The 19,184-nt window shown below is 43.0% G+C and carries 16 protein-coding genes; all 16 read left to right on the plus strand.

From position 1 onward, the window contains the following. Nucleotides 1-45 precede the first annotated feature (45 nt). The 16 genes from ACQ5DJ_RS27055 (at nucleotide 46) to ACQ5DJ_RS27130 (ending at nucleotide 18,821) form a co-directional block, all read left to right on the plus strand. Nucleotides 46-1,650 carry a restriction endonuclease subunit S gene (locus ACQ5DJ_RS27055; RefSeq protein WP_429845133.1) on the plus strand — a complete coding sequence of 535 codons (1,605 nt, stop codon included), beginning with the start codon at nucleotides 46-48 and terminating at the stop codon, nucleotides 1,648-1,650. A gap of 14 nt (nucleotides 1,651-1,664) precedes the next feature. Next, nucleotides 1,665-3,188: a type I restriction-modification system subunit M gene (locus tag ACQ5DJ_RS27060; protein ID WP_429845134.1), complete on the plus strand. Its 1,524-nt coding sequence runs from the start codon at nucleotides 1,665-1,667 to the stop codon at nucleotides 3,186-3,188. After that, entirely contained in the window at nucleotides 3,178-4,494 is a 1,317-nt protein-coding gene (locus ACQ5DJ_RS27065) for a restriction endonuclease subunit S (protein WP_429845135.1), read from the plus strand. Before ACQ5DJ_RS27060 ends, ACQ5DJ_RS27065 begins: the two co-directional genes overlap by 11 nt. 17 nt (nucleotides 4,495-4,511) lie before the next feature. Next, a complete protein-coding gene (locus ACQ5DJ_RS27070) occupies nucleotides 4,512-7,649 on the plus strand; it encodes a type I restriction endonuclease subunit R (RefSeq protein ID WP_429845136.1) in 3,138 nt (1,045 codons plus the stop codon). A gap of 80 nt (nucleotides 7,650-7,729) precedes the next feature. Then, nucleotides 7,730-8,344 carry an SLATT domain-containing protein gene (locus tag ACQ5DJ_RS27075; protein WP_429845137.1) on the plus strand — a complete coding sequence of 205 codons (615 nt, stop codon included), beginning with the start codon at nucleotides 7,730-7,732 and terminating at the stop codon, nucleotides 8,342-8,344. Further along, complete coding sequence (locus tag ACQ5DJ_RS27080; protein ID WP_429845138.1) at nucleotides 8,322-8,915, plus strand: 7-cyano-7-deazaguanine synthase; 594 nt, start codon at nucleotides 8,322-8,324, stop codon at nucleotides 8,913-8,915. Before ACQ5DJ_RS27075 ends, ACQ5DJ_RS27080 begins: the two co-directional genes overlap by 23 nt. Beyond that, nucleotides 8,890-9,873, plus strand: coding sequence for a hypothetical protein (locus ACQ5DJ_RS27085; protein WP_429845139.1), 984 nt, complete (start codon nucleotides 8,890-8,892; stop codon nucleotides 9,871-9,873). Before ACQ5DJ_RS27080 ends, ACQ5DJ_RS27085 begins: the two co-directional genes overlap by 26 nt. A gap of 13 nt (nucleotides 9,874-9,886) precedes the next feature. Next, nucleotides 9,887-10,816 (plus strand): CBASS oligonucleotide cyclase, encoded by a 930-nt coding sequence (locus tag ACQ5DJ_RS27090; RefSeq protein WP_429845140.1) that lies wholly within the window; start codon nucleotides 9,887-9,889, stop codon nucleotides 10,814-10,816. 206 nt (nucleotides 10,817-11,022) lie between these two features. Continuing rightward, nucleotides 11,023-11,688, plus strand: coding sequence for a hypothetical protein (locus tag ACQ5DJ_RS27095; protein ID WP_429845141.1), 666 nt, complete (start codon nucleotides 11,023-11,025; stop codon nucleotides 11,686-11,688). Nucleotides 11,689-11,734: 46 nt separating this feature from the next. Then, nucleotides 11,735-12,403: a hypothetical protein gene (locus ACQ5DJ_RS27100; RefSeq protein WP_429845142.1), complete on the plus strand. Its 669-nt coding sequence runs from the start codon at nucleotides 11,735-11,737 to the stop codon at nucleotides 12,401-12,403. 458 nt (nucleotides 12,404-12,861) lie between these two features. Next, entirely contained in the window at nucleotides 12,862-13,185 is a 324-nt protein-coding gene (locus tag ACQ5DJ_RS27105) for a transposase (protein ID WP_429845143.1), read from the plus strand. Nucleotides 13,186-13,363: 178 nt separating this feature from the next. After that, nucleotides 13,364-14,293, plus strand: a complete 930-nt coding sequence (locus tag ACQ5DJ_RS27110) for a hypothetical protein (protein WP_429845144.1) — start codon at nucleotides 13,364-13,366, stop codon at nucleotides 14,291-14,293. A 223-nt stretch (nucleotides 14,294-14,516) separates the two neighbouring features. After that, nucleotides 14,517-15,020 carry an RNA polymerase sigma factor gene (locus tag ACQ5DJ_RS27115; protein WP_429845145.1) on the plus strand — a complete coding sequence of 168 codons (504 nt, stop codon included), beginning with the start codon at nucleotides 14,517-14,519 and terminating at the stop codon, nucleotides 15,018-15,020. Between the two features lies 1 nt (nucleotide 15,021). Further along, nucleotides 15,022-15,867, plus strand: coding sequence for an RsiV family protein (locus ACQ5DJ_RS27120; protein WP_429845146.1), 846 nt, complete (start codon nucleotides 15,022-15,024; stop codon nucleotides 15,865-15,867). A gap of 303 nt (nucleotides 15,868-16,170) precedes the next feature. Continuing rightward, nucleotides 16,171-18,045 carry an acyltransferase family protein gene (locus tag ACQ5DJ_RS27125; protein ID WP_429845147.1) on the plus strand — a complete coding sequence of 625 codons (1,875 nt, stop codon included), beginning with the start codon at nucleotides 16,171-16,173 and terminating at the stop codon, nucleotides 18,043-18,045. Between the two features lie 230 nt (nucleotides 18,046-18,275). Next, a complete protein-coding gene (locus ACQ5DJ_RS27130; protein ID WP_429845148.1) occupies nucleotides 18,276-18,821 on the plus strand; it encodes a hypothetical protein in 546 nt (181 codons plus the stop codon). Nucleotides 18,822-19,184 lie beyond the last annotated feature (363 nt).

Consider the following 19,184-nt stretch of genomic DNA (forward strand, 5'->3'; position numbering starts at 1 on the left):
GTAATACTCAATTTGGTTATAGTATTATTTAGGTGTAACTTCCTAGTGCTAGAGGGTGATTCATTGATTGAAACGTTCTGGAATATTTGCTTGCTCCATGACATTAGCTCCCGGGATCAATTGCTTCGGGAAGCGGTCCGGGTTGTACAAACGAGAAGGATGCTGGAGCTTCAAGGAGTAGCGCATGCAACGGTCCTGGAGCCGGAAATACTGTTTCGATGGATGAAGGATTACATCGGAGAACGAGAGTTGGGACATTTTCCCGGAGATCGGGAATTATTCTATAGGTTGTACCAAGCTGGCAAGGATATGGACTTATTGGATTACGCCATGCAGACGCTTCAGCAGGATCGTGTTACGGGCGGTATTATCGTTCATTCCGGTATTATGGAACGATTCAAAATGATGTGCGAACGCAACCATTACCGAACCCTGCTCATTACGGAAACTGAGAAATATTTACGTGGACTCGTGGAAACGCAAGTTTACAAGCATTCTTTCGCGATTACATTGCTGACAGAGAGTTACGTTATCGCTAAACTGCTGAAGACCTATTTTGATCCGTATCCTAACGTTCAAGTCATTCAAGGGTCGATTTATCAACCGTTGCCTCTGACAGAGAAATTCGACGCAATCTTATCCATTCCGAACTTTGGATTGAAAATGGACGAAGGCGACGATGCGACCATTAGAGACTCGGAAGGTGTGGCAGTGAATCATTTACTCCCCCTTTTGCAGGACGGAGGAAGAATTAGCGTCACGTTCCCCGCGCGTATGATGTTTCAATCGGGAAGTATCGCGAAATGGCGAGGACAGACGAACGAGTCGTTCCCTATCCAATCCGTACATATGCTGCCAGATGGATTATTCCGGCCCTATACGTCAGTAAAGACTTACCAGATTGAATTCGGAAAATCACCTACGGACCAAGTACTTCTCGGTCAATTACAGCTTCAGAAAATGTCACTGGCAATAGAGCGAGAAATCGCGATCCATGCCGAGACTTTCGCTCAGCTCGATAACTGGCGAATTGATGTGCTGCTAGATGAAGATCAAGACACGCTGCGTTCCTTCCAGCAGGCCCCTGTCCCTAAGGTGAAGCTGCGGGATATTGCGGATATTTTCCGAGGGAAATCCATCCTGAAGCAGGATTTAAAAGCAGGAAACATCAAGGTGCTGAATATCTCCAACCTGGGAGACGGCGAGGTAAGCTTGGAACAGTTGGAGACTATTGACGAGGAAGAGCGGAAGGTTAAGCGCTATGAGATTCTTCCGGGCGATCTCGTCATGGCTTGCCGTGGTACGGTGAATAAGCTCGCCATTTTTCCGGAATCAGAGAGCATGGTCATTGCTTCTGCCAACATCATAGTCATACGGTTCAAGTCATCGATCTTAAGCGGATTTGCGAAAATATTTCTAGAAAGTCCGGTTGGAACGACGCTTATTCAGAGCTTTCAACGCGGTACAACGGTAATGAACTTGAATCCTTCTGATGTTGCAGAAATCGAAATACCACTCCTCTCTAAAGAGGAACAGATTGTTCGTCTTAATCGATATGTGGAAGAGAAGGAACGCTTCAAAGCGGCTGTTCGTAATGCAACGGCTCGTTGGGAGCAAGTGAAAAACAAGCTTTACAGTGAACTATACTGAGGGGGAACTTTAGAATGGCAACAGCGAACCTAGGGTTTGAAGAGAAATTATGGGGCATGGCCGACAAGCTGCGCGGCAGCATGGATGCTGCGGAATATAAACATGTAGTGTTGGGCCTGCTTTTCCTTAAATACGTATCGGATGCTTTTGAAGAGAAGTACACGGCCCTACAGAATGAGCCCTATGCGGATCCGGAGGATCGGGATGAATATGTTGCTGCTAACATCTTCTGGGTGCCGAAGGACGCTCGTTGGAGCAATATCAAAAACAATGCCAAGAAACCGGAGATTGGGCAGATTATCGACCAAGCGATGATCGACATCGAGAAAGAAAATCCTTCGCTCAAAGGGGTCTTGCCAAAGGATTATGCTAGACCCGCACTAGATAAAACGAGACTTGGTGAAGTCATTGACTTGTTCTCATTCAAAGTCGGCGATGAAGATAGCCGTTCCAAAGACGTGCTTGGCCGGGTTTATGAATATTTCCTTAGCAAGTTTGCCAGCGCGGAAGGTAAGAACGGCGGTGAGTTCTATACGCCTAACAGTGTCGTCCGGTTGCTGGTTGAGATGATCGAGCCGTTCAAAGGCCGGGTTTATGACCCTTGCTGTGGCTCCGGGGGAATGTTCGTTCAGAGCGAGAAGTTCGTCGAAGAACATCAAGGCAAACTTGGCGATATCGCAGTATATGGCCAAGAGTCAAACCCGACGACATGGAAGCTGTGTAAAATGAACTTGGCGATCCGTGGCCTCGACAGCAACTTGGGTGAGCATCATGCGGATACGTTCCATAACGATCTGCATAAGAACCTGAAGGCGGATTACATTCTGGCAAATCCCCCGTTCAATATCAGCGATTGGGGCGGTGCTAGGCTGACAGAAGACGCACGCTGGTCTTACGGTATTCCGCCTGCCGGAAATGCTAACTATGCTTGGATTCAACACATGGTGAATAAGCTTGCTCCGAGCGGCGTCGCCGGATTTGTTTTGGCGAATGGTTCAATGTCTACGAGCACGACAGCTGAATTCGAAATCCGGAGTAAGCTGGTCAATGCAGACTTGGTGGATTGCATCGTCACTTTACCGGGGCAGTTGTTCTATTCGACACAAATTCCGGTTTGCCTTTGGTTTATGGCTAAGAATAAAGCACCTAAAGGGCAACGTGACCGTCGTGGCGAAATCCTGTTCATCGATGCTCGCAAAATGGGACAAATGGTCGATCGCACGCATCGTGAGTTAACCTCCGAGGATATCAAGAAAATTGCGGATACTTATCATGCTTGGCGCGGTCAGTCTGAAACCGGGGCATATGAAGACACGAAAGGGTTCAGCAAAGCGGCGAAACTTGCGGAAGTGCAGGAGCACGAATATATCTTGACGCCGGGACGGTATGTTGGGATTGAAGATGTCGAGGAAGATAGCGAGCCTTTCGAGGATAAAATGGTTCGACTAACATCAGAGGTGGCGGAGCAGTTCGCCAAATCGCGCCACCTGGAAGATGAGATTCGCAAGCAGCTTGGGGGGATTGGGTTTGAGTTTTGAATGGACAGAATCATCTGTTGAAGATCTAGTGCAAATAAATCCTAGTTACAAGTTGAAGAAAGGAACAGTTTCCAAAAAGATTTCAATGGCTGACTTGGATTCTTATACTAGGAAGATTAGCGGCTTTGAAATTTGCGAATTTACTGGTGGATCGAAGTTTATAAATGGTGACACCCTTCTAGCAAGAATAACACCTTGTCTGGAAAACGGGAAAACTTCATATGTAGACATACTTGGCAATGGGGAAATTGGATTTGGTTCAACAGAGTTTATTGTATTAAAAGGGAAAGAGGGATTGTCGGACAATAAATTTGTTTACTATCTCGCGATTTCTCCTGAGTTTAGAAGCATGGCAATTAAATCTATGACTGGAACATCCGGACGACAAAGGGCACAAGTAGATGTTATAGGGAAATGGAAGTTTAAATTTCCACCAGTACAAGAACAGAAAGCGATTTCTAAAATATTATCCTGCCTGGATGAAAAGATAGAGCTCAACAACTCAATCAATAAAAACCTTGAAGAAATGGCCCAAGCCCTTTTCAAACGTTGGTTTGTGGATTTTGAGTTCCCAAATGAAAATGGAGAACCCTATAAGTCCAGCGGTGGTGAGTTTGAGCAAAGTGAGATGGGATTGATTCCTAAGGGGTGGGGAATCTTTGATTTAGGAGATTTGATAAATGTAATTGATAATAGAGGCAAGACGCCTCCATTAGCTAATGGGAAAACAGCCTATCCAATTATTGATGTTAAAGCATTATCGGGTCCAAGTAGAATCATAAATTTTGATAACTGCTTGAAATTTGTTAATCGAGATACATATGAAAGTTGGTTTAGAAATGGCCATCCAAAACCAGGTGATATTCTTTTATCTACGGTGGGAAGTTTGGCCGAAATGAAGCTCTTTTATGGGGATACGGGTTGTATTGCTCAAAATGTAGTTGCATTAAGGAGCAACCGAATATCACACTTATATATGTATCAATATTTAAAGTTTATTAAAAATGATTTGATCTCTTACAATATTGGATCGGTGCAACCGAGCATCAAGGTAACCCATTTCATTAAACACAAAGTTTTAAAGCCTCATATTGATTTAGAAAATAAATTTAATAGTTTAATGGATCAGCAGTCCAAATTGATATATAACAACATTATTCAAATAGAAAATCTTAAAAATATTCGAAATACCCTCCTCCCAAAACTCATGTCAGGAGAAATTCGAGCACCTATGAAGCAAGAATTCGTTCAGACGACTGAACTTTCAATGGCCGCAGAAAGCAAAGAAGAGTATTCCATCACTTAAACGAAGGAGGTGCATCCATGGCCTTGTATACCACATCCTACACCGAGAGCGACCTGGAGCAGGCCGCAATAGAATGGTTTGAAGAACTGAATTACAACAAAGCCTACGGCCCGGAAATTTCACCTGAAGGTGAATATCCAGAAAGGCTGCTATATCAAGACGTCATTCTGAAAGAGCGTCTTCGCGAAGCACTCATTCGGATCAACAAGCAGTTGCCTAGGGAAGCAATTGAGGAAGCGATTCGCATCATCGAAGTGCCTCGCAGCCCGAGCCTGATGATCAACAATAAAGCTTTTCAGAAAATGATCACTGACGGAATCGATGTCCAGTATCGAGCAGCAAATGGCGACTACCTGACCGAGAAAGTTTGGTTGTTCGATACTCACCCTGACCGGGTGGACAATAACGATTTTCTTGTTGTGAATCAGTTCACGGTCATTGAAAATCAGGTGGAAAAGCGTCCGGATGTGGTGGTGTTCGTTAACGGTCTTCCGATTGTGGTCCTGGAACTCAAGAGTGCTTCCAACGAAGAAGTGGGAATCAGTGAAGCTTACAATCAAGCGCAAACATACAAGAAGGCAATCCCGTCCCTCTTTACGTACAATTCCTTCTTAGTCATCAGCGATGGCGTAAATGCCAGAGTGGGTACATTGACGGCAGATGAGGAACGGTTCATGATGTGGCGCACCATTGATGGCGAAGACGTGGCCTCCTCCTCCCTGCCGCAGTTGGAAGTGTTGATCAAGGGCATGTTCGAAAAAAGCCGTCTGCTGGATCTCATCAAGCATTTTGTGTTGTTTCAGACGGATGGAGAACGTCTCTTTAAAATATTGGCGGGTTACCACCAGTATCACGCCACCAACAAGGCGATAGCTTGTACGGAAAGAGCGACGATGGAAGAAGGCGATCGGAAGATCGGGGTCATCTGGCACACGCAAGGCTCTGGGAAAAGCCTATCCATGGTCTTCTATGCCGGGAAGCTAGTCCTGACACTTGATAACCCGACGATTGTGGTTGTAACCGACCGTAACGATTTGGACGATCAGCTATATGCAACATTCAGCAAGTCGAAAGACTTGCTTCGCCAAACTCCGCAGCATGCCGAGAATCGCACTCACCTACAACAGTTGTTGGCGGTGGAGTCGGGCGGGATTATTTTCACAACGGTTCATAAGTTCTCACCTGAAGAGGGCGAATCCAAGTATCCTGTACTTACAGATCGCCGAAATGTAATTGTAATTGCTGATGAAGCACATCGCAGTCAGTACGGCTTCCAGGCAGAGATGGTCGCATCGGACGATGAGGCAAACATTAAGTATGGCTATGCGAAATATATGCGGGATGCTTTACCGAACGCTTCCTACATCGGATATACAGGAACGCCGGTTGAGTTGACCGATAAAAACACGCCAGCTGTCTTTGGTGATTACATTGATGTCTATGATATGACTCGGGCAGTGGAAGATGGAACGACCGTCAAGATTTACTATGAGAGCCGAATTGCGCGTTTGGAACTATCGAATACAGAACGCCCTGTAATCGATGAGGAGTATGAAGAAATTACGGAGTATCAGGAGGTTTCTCAGCAAGAGAAGCTGAAGTCCAGATGGGCGCGACTCGAGGCACTAGCCGGTTCGGAGAAGCGGATCAAACAGGTCGCCAAGGATATGGTCAACCACTACGAGCAGCGCAAAGGGGCCATGTATGGCAAAGCGATGATCGTAGTGATGTCGCGGCGCATTGCCATCGATCTCTATAAAGAGATTATCACGCTTCGCCCAGACTGGCACAGTGATGACGACAACGAGGGAAAAATCAAAATCGTCATGACCGGAAGTTCAAGTGATCCGGCCGAATGGCAGCCTTATATCGGGACGAAGCGACGTCGGGAGCATTTGGCCAAACGAATGAAGGATCTGAACGATCCCCTAGAGATCGTCATCGTGCGCGATATGTGGTTAACCGGGTTTGACGTACCGAGCATGAATACGATGTATATCGATAAGCCGATGAAGGGTCATAACCTGATGCAGGCCATTGCTCGCGTCAACCGGGTATTCCGTGACAAGCCGGGCGGCCTCATCGTGGACTATATCGGTATTGCGGATATGTTGAAGTCAGCGCTTCAGCAATACACGGAAAATGATCGCAAGACTGCGGGTATTGATACGGACCAAGCGGTTGATTTCATGCTGGAGCGTATCCAACTCATTCGCGAACAGTTGCACGGACATGATTTCTCGAAGTTTAAATCGGAGAAAGCCTCCGAGCGAATGAAAGCTATCGTTGAGACGGTGGACTATGTGCTTGGACTTGGTGATCAAGGCAAACGTAATTTTGTTAATTGGACGACGGAGCTGGCGAAGGCCTATGCTCTATGCGCTACGACAGAAGCTGCTGAACTGGTTAACTTGGAGATCAGCTTTTACAAGGCTGTAAAATCGGGTATCGTCAAAATCATTACGACGGAGAACAAGAAGAAAACGAGTAATGAGCTGGATACTGAATTGAACCAACTGATCTCCAAGTCGGTTATGTCGGATGAAGTAGTCGATATTCTCGAAGCAGTCGGTTTGCAGAAGCCGAACATCGCCATTTTATCGAATGAATTCTTGGAGCACGTGCGAGGGTTGAAGCAGAAAAACCTTGCGGTCGAGCTGCTGAGAAGACTCCTTCAAGGCAAGGTGAAGTCCGTTTCTCGTACGAGCATCGTTCAGTCAAAAAAATTCTCCGAAATGCTTGAGGAAGCTATTCGTAAATACAACAACCGCACCATCGAGACAACGCAGGTCATAGAAGAGTTAATCCAGATGGCTAAGGAGATGAACGCTGCCGTTAAGCGCGGCGAAGATCTTGGGCTTATCAAGGAAGAAGTAGCCTTCTACGATGCGCTGGCCTCGAATGAAACAGCGAAGGAGCTAATGGGTGATCTGGTTCTCAAGCAGATTGCTCATGAGCTAACTCAGGCCATCAAGAGTAATATCAAGGTGGACTGGACGCTTCGTGAAAATGTTCGTGCGCAAATGCGGATTACGGTTAAACGGCTTTTGAAGAAATACGGGTATCCACCTGATCTGGAGAAGATGGCGATTGATCTTGTACTGCAGCAGGCGGAATTGATGGCGCAGGCAGAGACAGAAGAAAATAAATACTAACTAACACCAGGGCGTAGCAGATTAAGTTCTATTTGCTACGTCTTTTTATTTTATTTGCAAATTGGTCCAGGAGGGAACAAGTGTCAAATAACCCAATTATTCAAGTAAAGGAACTTAAAAAGAAAGCCGAACAAAACAGACAAATGCACTTCAGTATTTGTAAGAAAGCAAATTGGATAAATAAATCATTACATGCTTTGGTACTAGTAGGGTCCTCAGCAACAGCAGTATTAACGTTTGCTGAGTATAAAACATTTCTTCCTTGGATTTCAAATCTTACAGACGGCGAATATAAGCTTATCATTGGTGTTTTTGCGGGACTTGTTTTTATTTTAACGATCTTAGAAGAATACTTTCGTTTTGGAGAAAAGGCTGCTTCTCATGAAACGATAGGCAAACAATTGACTTCGTTTATTCGTAAGGCAAGTATACTAGAAACTTACGAAGTGATATCAGAAGATGACATTGATAAATTAACGAATGAATATAATTACATTCATGAAAATGCCCCAGTCATCCCAGATCGTACATTCTTAAAAGAAAAACAACGTCTTAGAATAAAAATAGACATTAGTAAAAAGCTTGAAATTACGCCGCACATGAGCATTCCATTCTATAAATGGAAAATGAAAATTACACAGTTTTGTGGTCAGGGTAACAGGAGTGAAGATAATGGTAGTGAAGGACAAAGATAAAGACTCTTATGAGGTGCTGATTTTATTAAGTGGTGGGGTTGATTCTACATCCTTAGTTCAATATCACCTTTCAAAAGGAGAGAAAGTTGCAGCGATTTTTTTTGATTATGGTCAAGCTAGTTGTGAGCGAGAATATCAATCAGCTAGAGCAATTAGCGAACATTACGATATTCAACTACAACGGGTAAAATTGGGGTTTTCGATCAAAAATCAGGAGGGCGAGTTCTTTTGTCGAAATGCACTTTTTGTATTGGCTGCATGTAGTTTTCTTGATAGATCAGTGTCTTTCATCTCAATAGGGATTCATTCAGAAACGCCCTATTATGATTCAACCCCAGCATTTGTCGACGACGCTCAGTCAATACTTGATGGCTATTTCGGAGGAGTGATAAGGATTATAGCCCCCTTCCTTAATTACTCAAAAGAGCAACTTTATGAATATGCTTTACATGAGCAAGTACCGGTTTACTTAACATATAGCTGTGAAACGGGACAAAACGAGCCTTGTGGAAAATGTCTATCGTGTATTGATAGGAGGATGTTGGATGGGAAATCATCTAGGGAAGATTAGGTATATTAAAAAGTTTGGGAGCAGTACACCAATACTTGTTCCTTCGTTTTCAAGTAAAGGGTTCCCTCATGTAAAGGGATTACATGATTACCTAAATCAAAACCTCACAGATGCATCCCTTGTGAGTACATATGACTTACACTACGGATATTTACTTGGTGACCAAATTTATGAATCAGATATACTCTTTGTTGACAGTGGTGGTTACGAGAGAATTCGCGAACATGACGTCGCAGACATTTATGGTGATTTGCACTTTCCAAGGGAATGGAATGAGAAGCTATACGAACAAGAGGTAAGTAAATTAAAAAAGATAACAGATATTGTGCTGGTTAATTTTGATTATTGGGAATCGTTCCCTTTGGATGTACAAGTAAATCGAGCACAAGGACTTTTTGAGAAATATCCTGAATTCGCGTCGGATTTTTTATGTAAACCAATATCAAATGAAGAAGCTCTTATTAATATAGAAGACATAATTATGAAAATAAAGCTTTTTGCACCATTTGATATATTGGGATTTACAGAAAAGGAATTGGGGCACTCAGTTCTTGAAAGAGCTAATAATATATTTAGAATCAGAAATACTCTATCGAATGCTGGTTTAGATACACCAATTCATGTTTTTGGATGTTTGGATCCTTTAACGGTAACATTATTTTTCCTATGCGGAGCAGATATATTTGATGGGTTATCCTGGCTTCGTTTTTCCTTTAAGAACGGAGTTCCTTCATATTTAAACCATTATTCGATTAGTAACGGCCTCTGGCAAAGACATGAGGGTGAAGTAAAAGTAATTGGATTCTCTGAGAACTTGTATGAGTTAGTCCAACTTAAAAATAGACTGACAAAATTTTCGCAATCATCCAATTGGGACGATCTTGGGATACCAGAGAATGATCTCAATCAATTAATGCTTATTCTGACACAGTTAGGGGTTCAGAAAAGTAGTGAGTAGAGGAGGAAAACAAATGGGTGGCAGTGGTGGAGGATATAGTATTCCGGGAAAATCGCTTAGTGAATTGAAAAAAGAAAGAGAAGCTAGAGCAGAAAAAGAAAAGTTTGAAGCTGATATCAATCGATACATCAACGATTTATTTAAAGACGTAAACGATCGTGACGTGGAAGGAATAAACCGACATTTGGAAACTTTGAAGAATGCTCTAGAGAAAGATATTGATGGTTCTGTGGAGCTTAGGTTTGGCGGTTCAATAATCAAAAATACTTATGCCGATGGTTTGAGTGATGTGGATATGTTAGTTCAAATAAATAATAGTGGGTTAGCTAATGCGAAACCTGACGAGGTTTTGAAAATTTTTAGCGAGCAAGTTAAAAGACGTCTCCCGAATACGGAGGTAAAAATTGGGGAACTGGCAGTAACAGTAAAATTCACTTCAGGACATGAAATTCAGTTATTACCAAGTATAAAAACGCAAACGGGGTATCGTATAGCTCGTCCTGGTGAGAATAGATGGAGCAATGTAATAAAACCAAGTAAGTTTGCAGAGAAACTAACTGCCGTTAATCAAGCAAATGGGAATAAACTGGTACCCCTGATAAAGCTTATTAAAAAGATTAACGCAGGCTTACCCCAACATAAACAACTTTCAGGCTATCATATTGAGTCCCTTGCAATAGATGCGTTTAAAAATGTCACATCGGCAACAAAGACATACAAAGGTATGGTTGAGCATTACTGCCGCCATGCAGAAAAAGCGGTATTAAAACCTATTACTGATAGTACAGGTCAATCTATTCATGTAGATAATTACTTGGGAGAAACAAACAGCGTTGACCGCCAAAGAGCGAGTACAACTTTTAAGCAAATAATTAAACGAATTGAAAATGCGAATAATACTAATTCATTTGCTTCATGGAAGACGATACTCGAGGGAGAATGATATTATAACAGCTTTAGCTACTTCATATTGTCCAAAAGTTGATGACGCAGTATTTCCAGCGTTTCCTTTCTTGGCTTGTCACGCGGCAAGAGTGATGGGGTGCAAGGGACCGGGTCTCTCGTTTTCCGAAAGTTAACCTTTGGACTGGATAGCTTAGCAGTAACAAGAGAGTTACTTGGAAGCTTAAATGGAAGCGGTGATTCCTAATGTGTTGGGAAACTATTGATAGTTTTAACACATCTGAAGCGAGAAAAGTCGATTTGATAATGGAATATTTACGATCTCAAGCCGCTCATATTTCTTGGAGAACAATATATAGAGATTATGAAACCGGTACTGGAATAAACTTGCAGGTACCGGTTTATGACGAAGAAGAAGCTGTGGAAATATACGATTCCTTGGATTTTGACTCTATAGTTGGTTTCATATTAGATGATGAAGATCATGATGTCATTAATGCTGTAATCAACATAATTCATCGAATTTTAAAACATCCAAGAATAGCAGCTAGGCAAATTGTAGGGTTAGGGAACGCTTTATATGCATTAGAAAGACTCCCCAAAATAACAGAAGGAGCAAAGTGCAATTTTAGTATTAATTACGAAGCAGGGAATGAAGAGTTTAAGGAGTTTGTTTATATTGATTTTGAAATCTCTGATAAGTCTTTTGGGCTTTCACGTGGCGGCTCAGTAAGTGATGCCATAGTTGGTAGTGACAGCTATACATTGCCTGGCTGGTTAGTAGAAGCAGGTGGTTACTCTGATAAAGCAGCTGAATTATATGATTTAGAGGATATAGTATTTGAATATCTTATTCTTGGTGCCAAGATAGAAGTTGATGATGAGTCACAGATCGACTATAACAAATCATAAATAGGCACACAAAGTTTAATGCGAATCAGAATAGAATGAGGTGAAGATGATGGCAGAGAGAGTCATTTTTGATATTACGAATAGTAAAGACTATCTCAATGGCGATCGGGATTACTACAATGGTTTAGCGGCAAATTGTGTGGAACTGCTCGATGATCTGTTAATTCTAATAGAAAGAACACCTATATTGAAACAATTGGAGTATAGGTATGTAAATCTATTGGTTATGCTTCGTTTCGTTGATGTCGAGTATGGTTATCTGAAAGATATTGTTGACAACTTGAGACGAACGAAAGGTCAAGAAATATGTCCCGTGGAATTATTAATGCATCTCAAAAACTACTTGGTTCATATTGATAGTTTTATCGATTACCTGGATGGCTTTTTAGAGGTGTTAGATGAAGATGGAGATATACATTGCCGTTTCGATCGCAAAGCAATACAGGAGTTTGAACTGATTAACGAAACCCGAAATCAGATACATCATGAGAGTCTGCCGACGGTTGATTACAATCATTATTCGATTGCTTCGGCTCATGCCGACCTGGGAGCTAGACAAGAAGTATACGAAATTCGATTTCGTTGGCCGTTGACGAAACAACCTGTGGATTCAATAGACCTAGATACGCTGCTCAGAACCACTAAAGACGCGGTTACGAACCAATTTGAAAAAGTGATCATGTACCTGAAAAGCGAAATGAAAAATCGACTCTAAAACAAACAAGAAGTGAACTATGACCAAAAGGTGATACTCCGAAAAAAGTGTCACCCAGCCGTCGGGTCAATCGAGTTTTGCCAAGGTGGTAAATCTTTTAATTGACATTCACAGTCTAATACTTTATTTTTTATTTTTGATGTCATCCGTGATGGGCGTTGATAATCAGTCTAATACTTATTTTTCAAAAGCTAACGATTTACCGACTCAAAAACAGTGTTAAATCAACAACTCCAGTCTAATACTTTATTTTCTTTGAACATCTTTTTGTTCGATGAAAATAATGTTTTAGACTCAGAACATAAAGTATTAGACTGAGCAGATGGGTTATTATGGTAGTGTCGGCTCTACTATTACGCCAACAGATCCTACAGCATAGATTTACATCATGACTCCATTTTGGGGCTGCCTTCGGGTGGCTCCTTTTTATTTTTGAAATAAGAGTTAGGCGTGAGCAAATGGCCAAGCGCAAACGACAAATCACCGGTGCCAAGAACGAAAAATATATTAAAGAAGGTAAAAAAATCGGTAAAGACTATTTTCCTTGGCTGGAGATACAAGATGTTCCATCTGAGGGTAGAGGAACCTGTGGTAAAGGATGGACAACCAATCGACGGTATGAATTTATGTCTGACCTCGAAAGAGATTACTTCTACATCCTTGATTTTTCTGATGAAATCACTGATATAGGGAACAGTACCTCTCCTTCCACTCGAGGAAACGATGATGATTGCAGAGGAAATAGGCGTAAAGCATCTCTTGATTCGAAATACGGGAGATGACTACAGAGTTTCTAATTACTATAGGAAATAAAAATGTGATTTAGGCTGCTAAACCCTCCCCCATAGTTCAGTAAGTTTATAGAACTTGAAATTTCTTCGCGACTAGTCAAAGAACAAACTTTTTAAGTGTCTCGCACGTCTTTCATATACAAGCAAATGATAAATGGAGGTTTAGATAATGAAAAATCAACACGTAAAGAAAATTTCTGTTTTGGTACTGGCCGGTCTCATGTGTGCAGTAGGAGTCGGGAAACCCCAAGTTACTTCAGCAGAACAGAAAGCTTCAGCCCCCAATATGCAAATTGGTCAAAAATTTATAGCTCCTGAACTTAAACTAAAGGAGAATACGTATGTACTTGATTACAAAAAAGCCGATGTTAACGGAGATTCAGTTGACGACCAAGTAATATTGGTAGGAACTAAAAAAATGATTGATGGTAAACTGGATGCGTATGCCAGTGATTTATCCATCGTAGTGCAAGAAGGAAAAACCAAAGGGTATGTAAAATATGACTGGCTGACCAAAGGGACAGATGGAACATGGGATGGGGAGTCCGGGAGGGAACCAAACTTGATTATTGGTGACTATACGGGCAATAAAGTGAACGATATTATTGTAACAGCTCCTCAAGGAGGAAACGGCGGTTACGTGGATCATCTTGTCGTCGCTTGGGAAGAAAACAGACTCAAAGCTGTTTTTGCGGATAACCAAGAAGCATACACCAATCTGCAGGCAAACTTCAGCTTTACACCGCCCGTTTCTTGGAACGGAAATTACAAGGTGAGCCAATATGGGGGAGCAGATGCAAACAAAATTCTGCCATCCGCCAAGTATGTCATGAAATTCGATTATACGGCAAAGGATGGAAAAGATGCGGAACCGTTGCTGATGATCTCTGTATTTGCCAAAAACGATTGGACTCGCCTCTCCAGTGAAGAGGGGCCGCCTGTGGGGAGCGAAATTGCGGAAGCCAACGGCATGGTGTATGTGTCTATAACGCCGCAGTCCAATCCGTTTGATCCCGAGTCGGAAGACGGCAAGCAGTTTGATCAACTATATAGGGACTTAAATGTAACAAAATCTTTCGCACTGCTAACAAAAAATTAGTTTTTGGTAGGGAAGAACCTCGAGATCCTATAAGGACAGCGAGGTTCTTTTTTCTTGCGTAGAAAATTCTAGTTCTGCGGAAGAATCTCCAGCCTTATTTTGCAGGTGGCGTTAAGGACGTCAGTATTTCCCATAATCGAAAAACAAACTATTTGGATAGCTCACACGTCTTTCATATGTAAAGCAAGCTAATGATACGCGCGTATCAAGGGGAGATTTTTTTATGGATAGGAAGGTAGAAAAATTACTGATTTGTTTTATTACAGAAAATAAGGAGAATATGTATCAATTGGCTTTCAGTTATGTAAAGGATGCAGAAAATGCACTGGATATTGTTCAGGATTCCATCCGTAAGGCTCTGTCATCATCAGGAACCTTAAAATCAGAAGGGGCGATGAAAACCTGGTTTTACAGGATCGTGGTGAATACATCGCTTGATTTCCTGAGAAAACAAAAGAGGATTCAGCTTGTCGATGATAAGACGTTGGAATTACACAGCCCTACAAGTGAAGACGCCTATCCTGACATTGATCTGGAGAAGGCTTTGGAAGAATTACCCCATGCCTTTCGGACTGTGGTTGTACTTCGATATTTTGAGGATCTTAAAATTGAAGAAATTGCGGAAATCATGAACGAAAACGTCAATACCGTAAAAACACGATTGTATCAAGCACTCCGCAAACTCCGAATTAATATGAGCAATGATATTTTGGAGGAGGTAAAGTAAGATGAGCGAGCAACTGGAACAATTGAAAAGAAAATATAAGAATACGCCTATACCTAATGAATTGGATTTTGTTGTAAAGAAAGCGCTCAAGCAAAAAAAGAAGAGACATGTGACGATGATGAAGAGGCTCGCGGGGATCGGGGTAGCGGCTATTCTATTGATAGCAGGGATTAATACTAGCCCCACCTTTGCAAAGGCCTTATCGGAAGTGCCATTGATTGGATCACTCGTCAAGGTGCTCACTTTTACCGAATTTAACGTAGATGAGAACACTGCCAAAGCCGAGATAAAAGTACCTGCCATTACGAATATGGAGAATAAAACATTAGAGGCCACCCTAAACAACAAGTACCTGGAAGAAAGTAAAAAACTTTATAGTGACTTCATGGTGGAAATGGAAGAATTAAAGAAAAATGGCGGGGGTAATGTAGGGGTAAAAAGCGGTTATGATGTCAAAACCGACAATGACCAGATTCTTGCTATTGGCAGATATGTTGTAAGTACGGTTAATTCTTACTCGAAATATACGTATGACACGATCGACAAGAAAAATCAATTTTTGATTACCTTGCCTAGTTTATTTAAAGATGACAGCTATGTAAGCCTGATCAGCGAGAATATTAAGGAACAGACGAAACAGCAGATGAAGGTAGACCCCGACAAGACTTATTGGGACGAAATCGACAATATTAATAAAAATCAATCTTTCTATATTAATGATGAAGGTAAACTTGTCATCTGTTTTGATAAATATGAAGTCGCTCCAGGGTATATGGGAGCGGTGGAGTTTATCATACCAACTGATGTGATTGCCGATGCGTTAGTTAGTAAAGAATACGTCAAATAAAAATCTAATCGAGTAGCAAGAGAATGAAAATGGGTAACCTTTGAAAACGAATCTAGTAACTACCGTGCCGTGGCATAACACGGAACTTCCAGCGGGCATGTGTTCTTGATGGCCTTATTTGCTTCAGCCATCAGCCATCATGCCCATCCCTAGTTGAAACCTAATTCAAGTGATAGAAAGGACAGAATACAGATGTATGGCATGAGAACAGCTGTAGACGACTCGCAGTGGCGAACCGCATAACAAACGAACGATTCCCACCATTCGCAACAATTGCTTATAAAGATGGGGAGGGAGGACGGTATGCCTAAGCCGCTAACCAATAATGGGCGCTACATGCCCGGACTCGACGGATTGAGGGCGCTCGCGGTGTTTGCTGTCATCGTTTATCATCTCAATGTCGGCTGGGCACCCGGAGGGTTGCTAGGTGTCGGGGTGTTTTTCGTATTGTCAGGCTACCTTATCACGGACATCCTTCTAGCCCAATGGAAAAGGAACCGACGACTTGATTGGAAAGGCTTCTGGTTAAGACGGGTACGGCGGCTAATGCCCGCGCTACTCGTCATGATTGCGGGTGTCATGGTATGGATCACGCTATTTGATCATTCCCAACTGGCGCCACTGCGTGGTGAGGTACTTTCGGCGCTGTTGTACGTCAACAACTGGTGGCATATTTTTCAAGAGGTTTCGTATTTTTCGAGCTTCGATCCACCTTCCCCGTTCGGCCACTTTTGGTCGCTCGCGGTGGAGGAGCAGTTCTACCTGTTCTGGCCGCTGCTCCTCGTTTTTGGACTTCGCTTCGCGCCTCAACGATGGCGGCTTCTCGGGCTGACTCTCGTACTTGCTCTTCTCTCGGCGCTAGCTATGGCGCTGCTTTATGAGCCGGGAACAGATCCGAGCCGGGTATACTACGGTACGGATACGAGAGCGTTCTCCTTGCTCATCGGAGCCGCGCTCGCTATGATTTGGCCGAGCCGTCAACTCTCCGTAAAGGTTGCACCGCAAGCGCGCCTGATTCTTGATAGCATCGGAGTAGCCGGTCTCGTGACAATTGTGGTCATGATATGGCTGACTGATCAGTACGACAGCTTTCTTTACCGAGGCGGATTTGTGCTTTTATCCGTAGCTTCGGCCGCAGTTGTGGCTGTACTCGCCCATCCGGTAAGCAGGCTGGGCAAAGCATTGGGCTGGAAACCGCTGCGGTGGTTTGGTGTTCGTTCTTACGGCATTTATCTTTGGCATTATCCGGTTATCGTACTGACAAGTCCCGCGGTCAACACCGGCGGGACTAGTATTGTTCGCAGCATATTGCAGGTAGGAGTCAGTGTTCTGCTCGCCGCGTTATCGTGGCGGTTTATCGAGGAGCCTATTCGCAATGGCGGTTTAGGTAAAGTATGGAAGAAGATGCGCGCTCAAAAAAAGCGGAGGGAGCGGCTAACGATCAGTCGCAAAATCGCTCCGGTGTGTAAGCTGCTCGTACTGGTGATGTCTTTGGTCGGTATAACTAGCTGTTCATCCGGAATGACGTCTGGCCCGTTTTTGCACGGCGGCGACCTTCAGACAGGCGGGACATCGTCGCCGTACACCATACAAGACAGCGCTGCTCAGCTCGACGCAGAACGTCCGGAACTTGAAGGCATAGCGCAGACAGATGTGGTATCAAAGCCAAACAACTCGAAAGAGACCGCTGAGATACCGAAGCTGGATGCGAGGCAGGAAGTGACCGCGATCGGCGACTCAGTCATGCTCGACATTGCCCCTTATCTACAAGATCTTCTTCCAGGCATCACGCTCGACGGCAAAGTCGGTCGACAGATGTCTCAGGCGAAGGACGTAATTGATCAGCTCAAGTCGAAGGGCGAATTAGGTGACGTTGTCATCATCGAGCTCGGTACGAACGGAACGTTCTCAGAAGAGACACTCTTCACGCTGCTACATTCGCTCGAAAACGTCCGACAAATTGTGCTTGTAAACATACGTGTGCCGCGTCCGTGGGAACGCGGAGTCAATTCGACCTTGGAGGAGGCGGCGAAACAGTTCTCCAATGTGACGCTCGTCGATTGGTACACGGCCAGCATCGACAAAGATTCATATTTTTCACGGGACGGCGTGCATCTTGCCAAAGAAGGTGCGAAGGCATATGCTTCGCTGGTAGCGGATGCGATCAAGCCGCAATAAATCAAGAATGCCGGAAGCTATTCGATGGTAACCGATTGTTAAATACGATGCCGCGGGCAAAAGGCGAAGTCCGCGGCATTTCCTTTGAAGGGGTACCCGTCTCCAACCATCCAGAAGGTGTTGTTTCCCCTTAAAGTTTTCTTTCCGCGCTAATCGAGAAACAAACTTTTTTAGATATCTCACACGTCTTTCATATGTAAGCAAGCAAATAATTAATGGAGGCATGGAAAATGAAAAATCAACACATAATGAAAATTTCTGTTTTGGCATTGGCAGGTATCATTTGTGCAGTAGGAGTGGGGAAAACGCAAGCTTCAGCTGCAGAGACAGCTTCCGCCCTTAAAGTAGAAATTGGTCAAAAATTTATAGCTCCTGAACTTAAACTAAAGGAAAATACGTATGTACTTGATTACAAAAAGGCCGATGTTAGTGGTGATTCTGTTGAAGACCAAGTCATATTGGTAGGTACAAAAGAACTGATTGATGGATCACTGGATGCTTATGCCAGCGATTTATCCATCGTAGTTCAGGATGGAAAAACTCAGAAGTACGTACAATATGATTGGATGAGTAACGTAGATGGGACATTGAGTGGGGAATTCGGGAGAGAACCAAACTTGATTATTGGTGACTATACGGGCGACAAAGTAGACGATATTATTGTAACTGCCCCACAAGGAGGAAACGGTGGATACGTGGACCATATTGCCTTAGCTTGGGAAGAAAATAAACTCAAGGCCATTTTTGCGGATAACGAATACACGGTAAAAGAATAAGACAATTGCATTTATGCAAGACAAGAAAGACATGACGATCAAGCCGCACCCTGTCAAATAGACAGTACAAAAAATAAAAATCAGTAGAAAAAGACAATTCCCACGGGGTGATATTATCCCCTTTGAGTAGACAGTGTAAAAAGCCCGCCCACCTAACGGTGGGTGGTACTCACTACTTGGAGGGGATTTTCCACCTGTTATGACAAATGATTGTCATAACAGGTTTTTTTGAACTTTTTAAATAATTGTTAGTACTCATTGTTTTAGACTGAGAAAATATAGTATTAGACTGACGATGGGGCATTAAGCTAAACCAGCTAATAGGATGTCAACATTTTTCAATAAAACGTGTTTTGTTTAATT

It is taken from the genome of Brevibacillus sp. FIR094, assembly GCF_050477165.1.
GTDB lineage: Bacteria > Bacillota > Bacilli > Brevibacillales > Brevibacillaceae > Brevibacillus.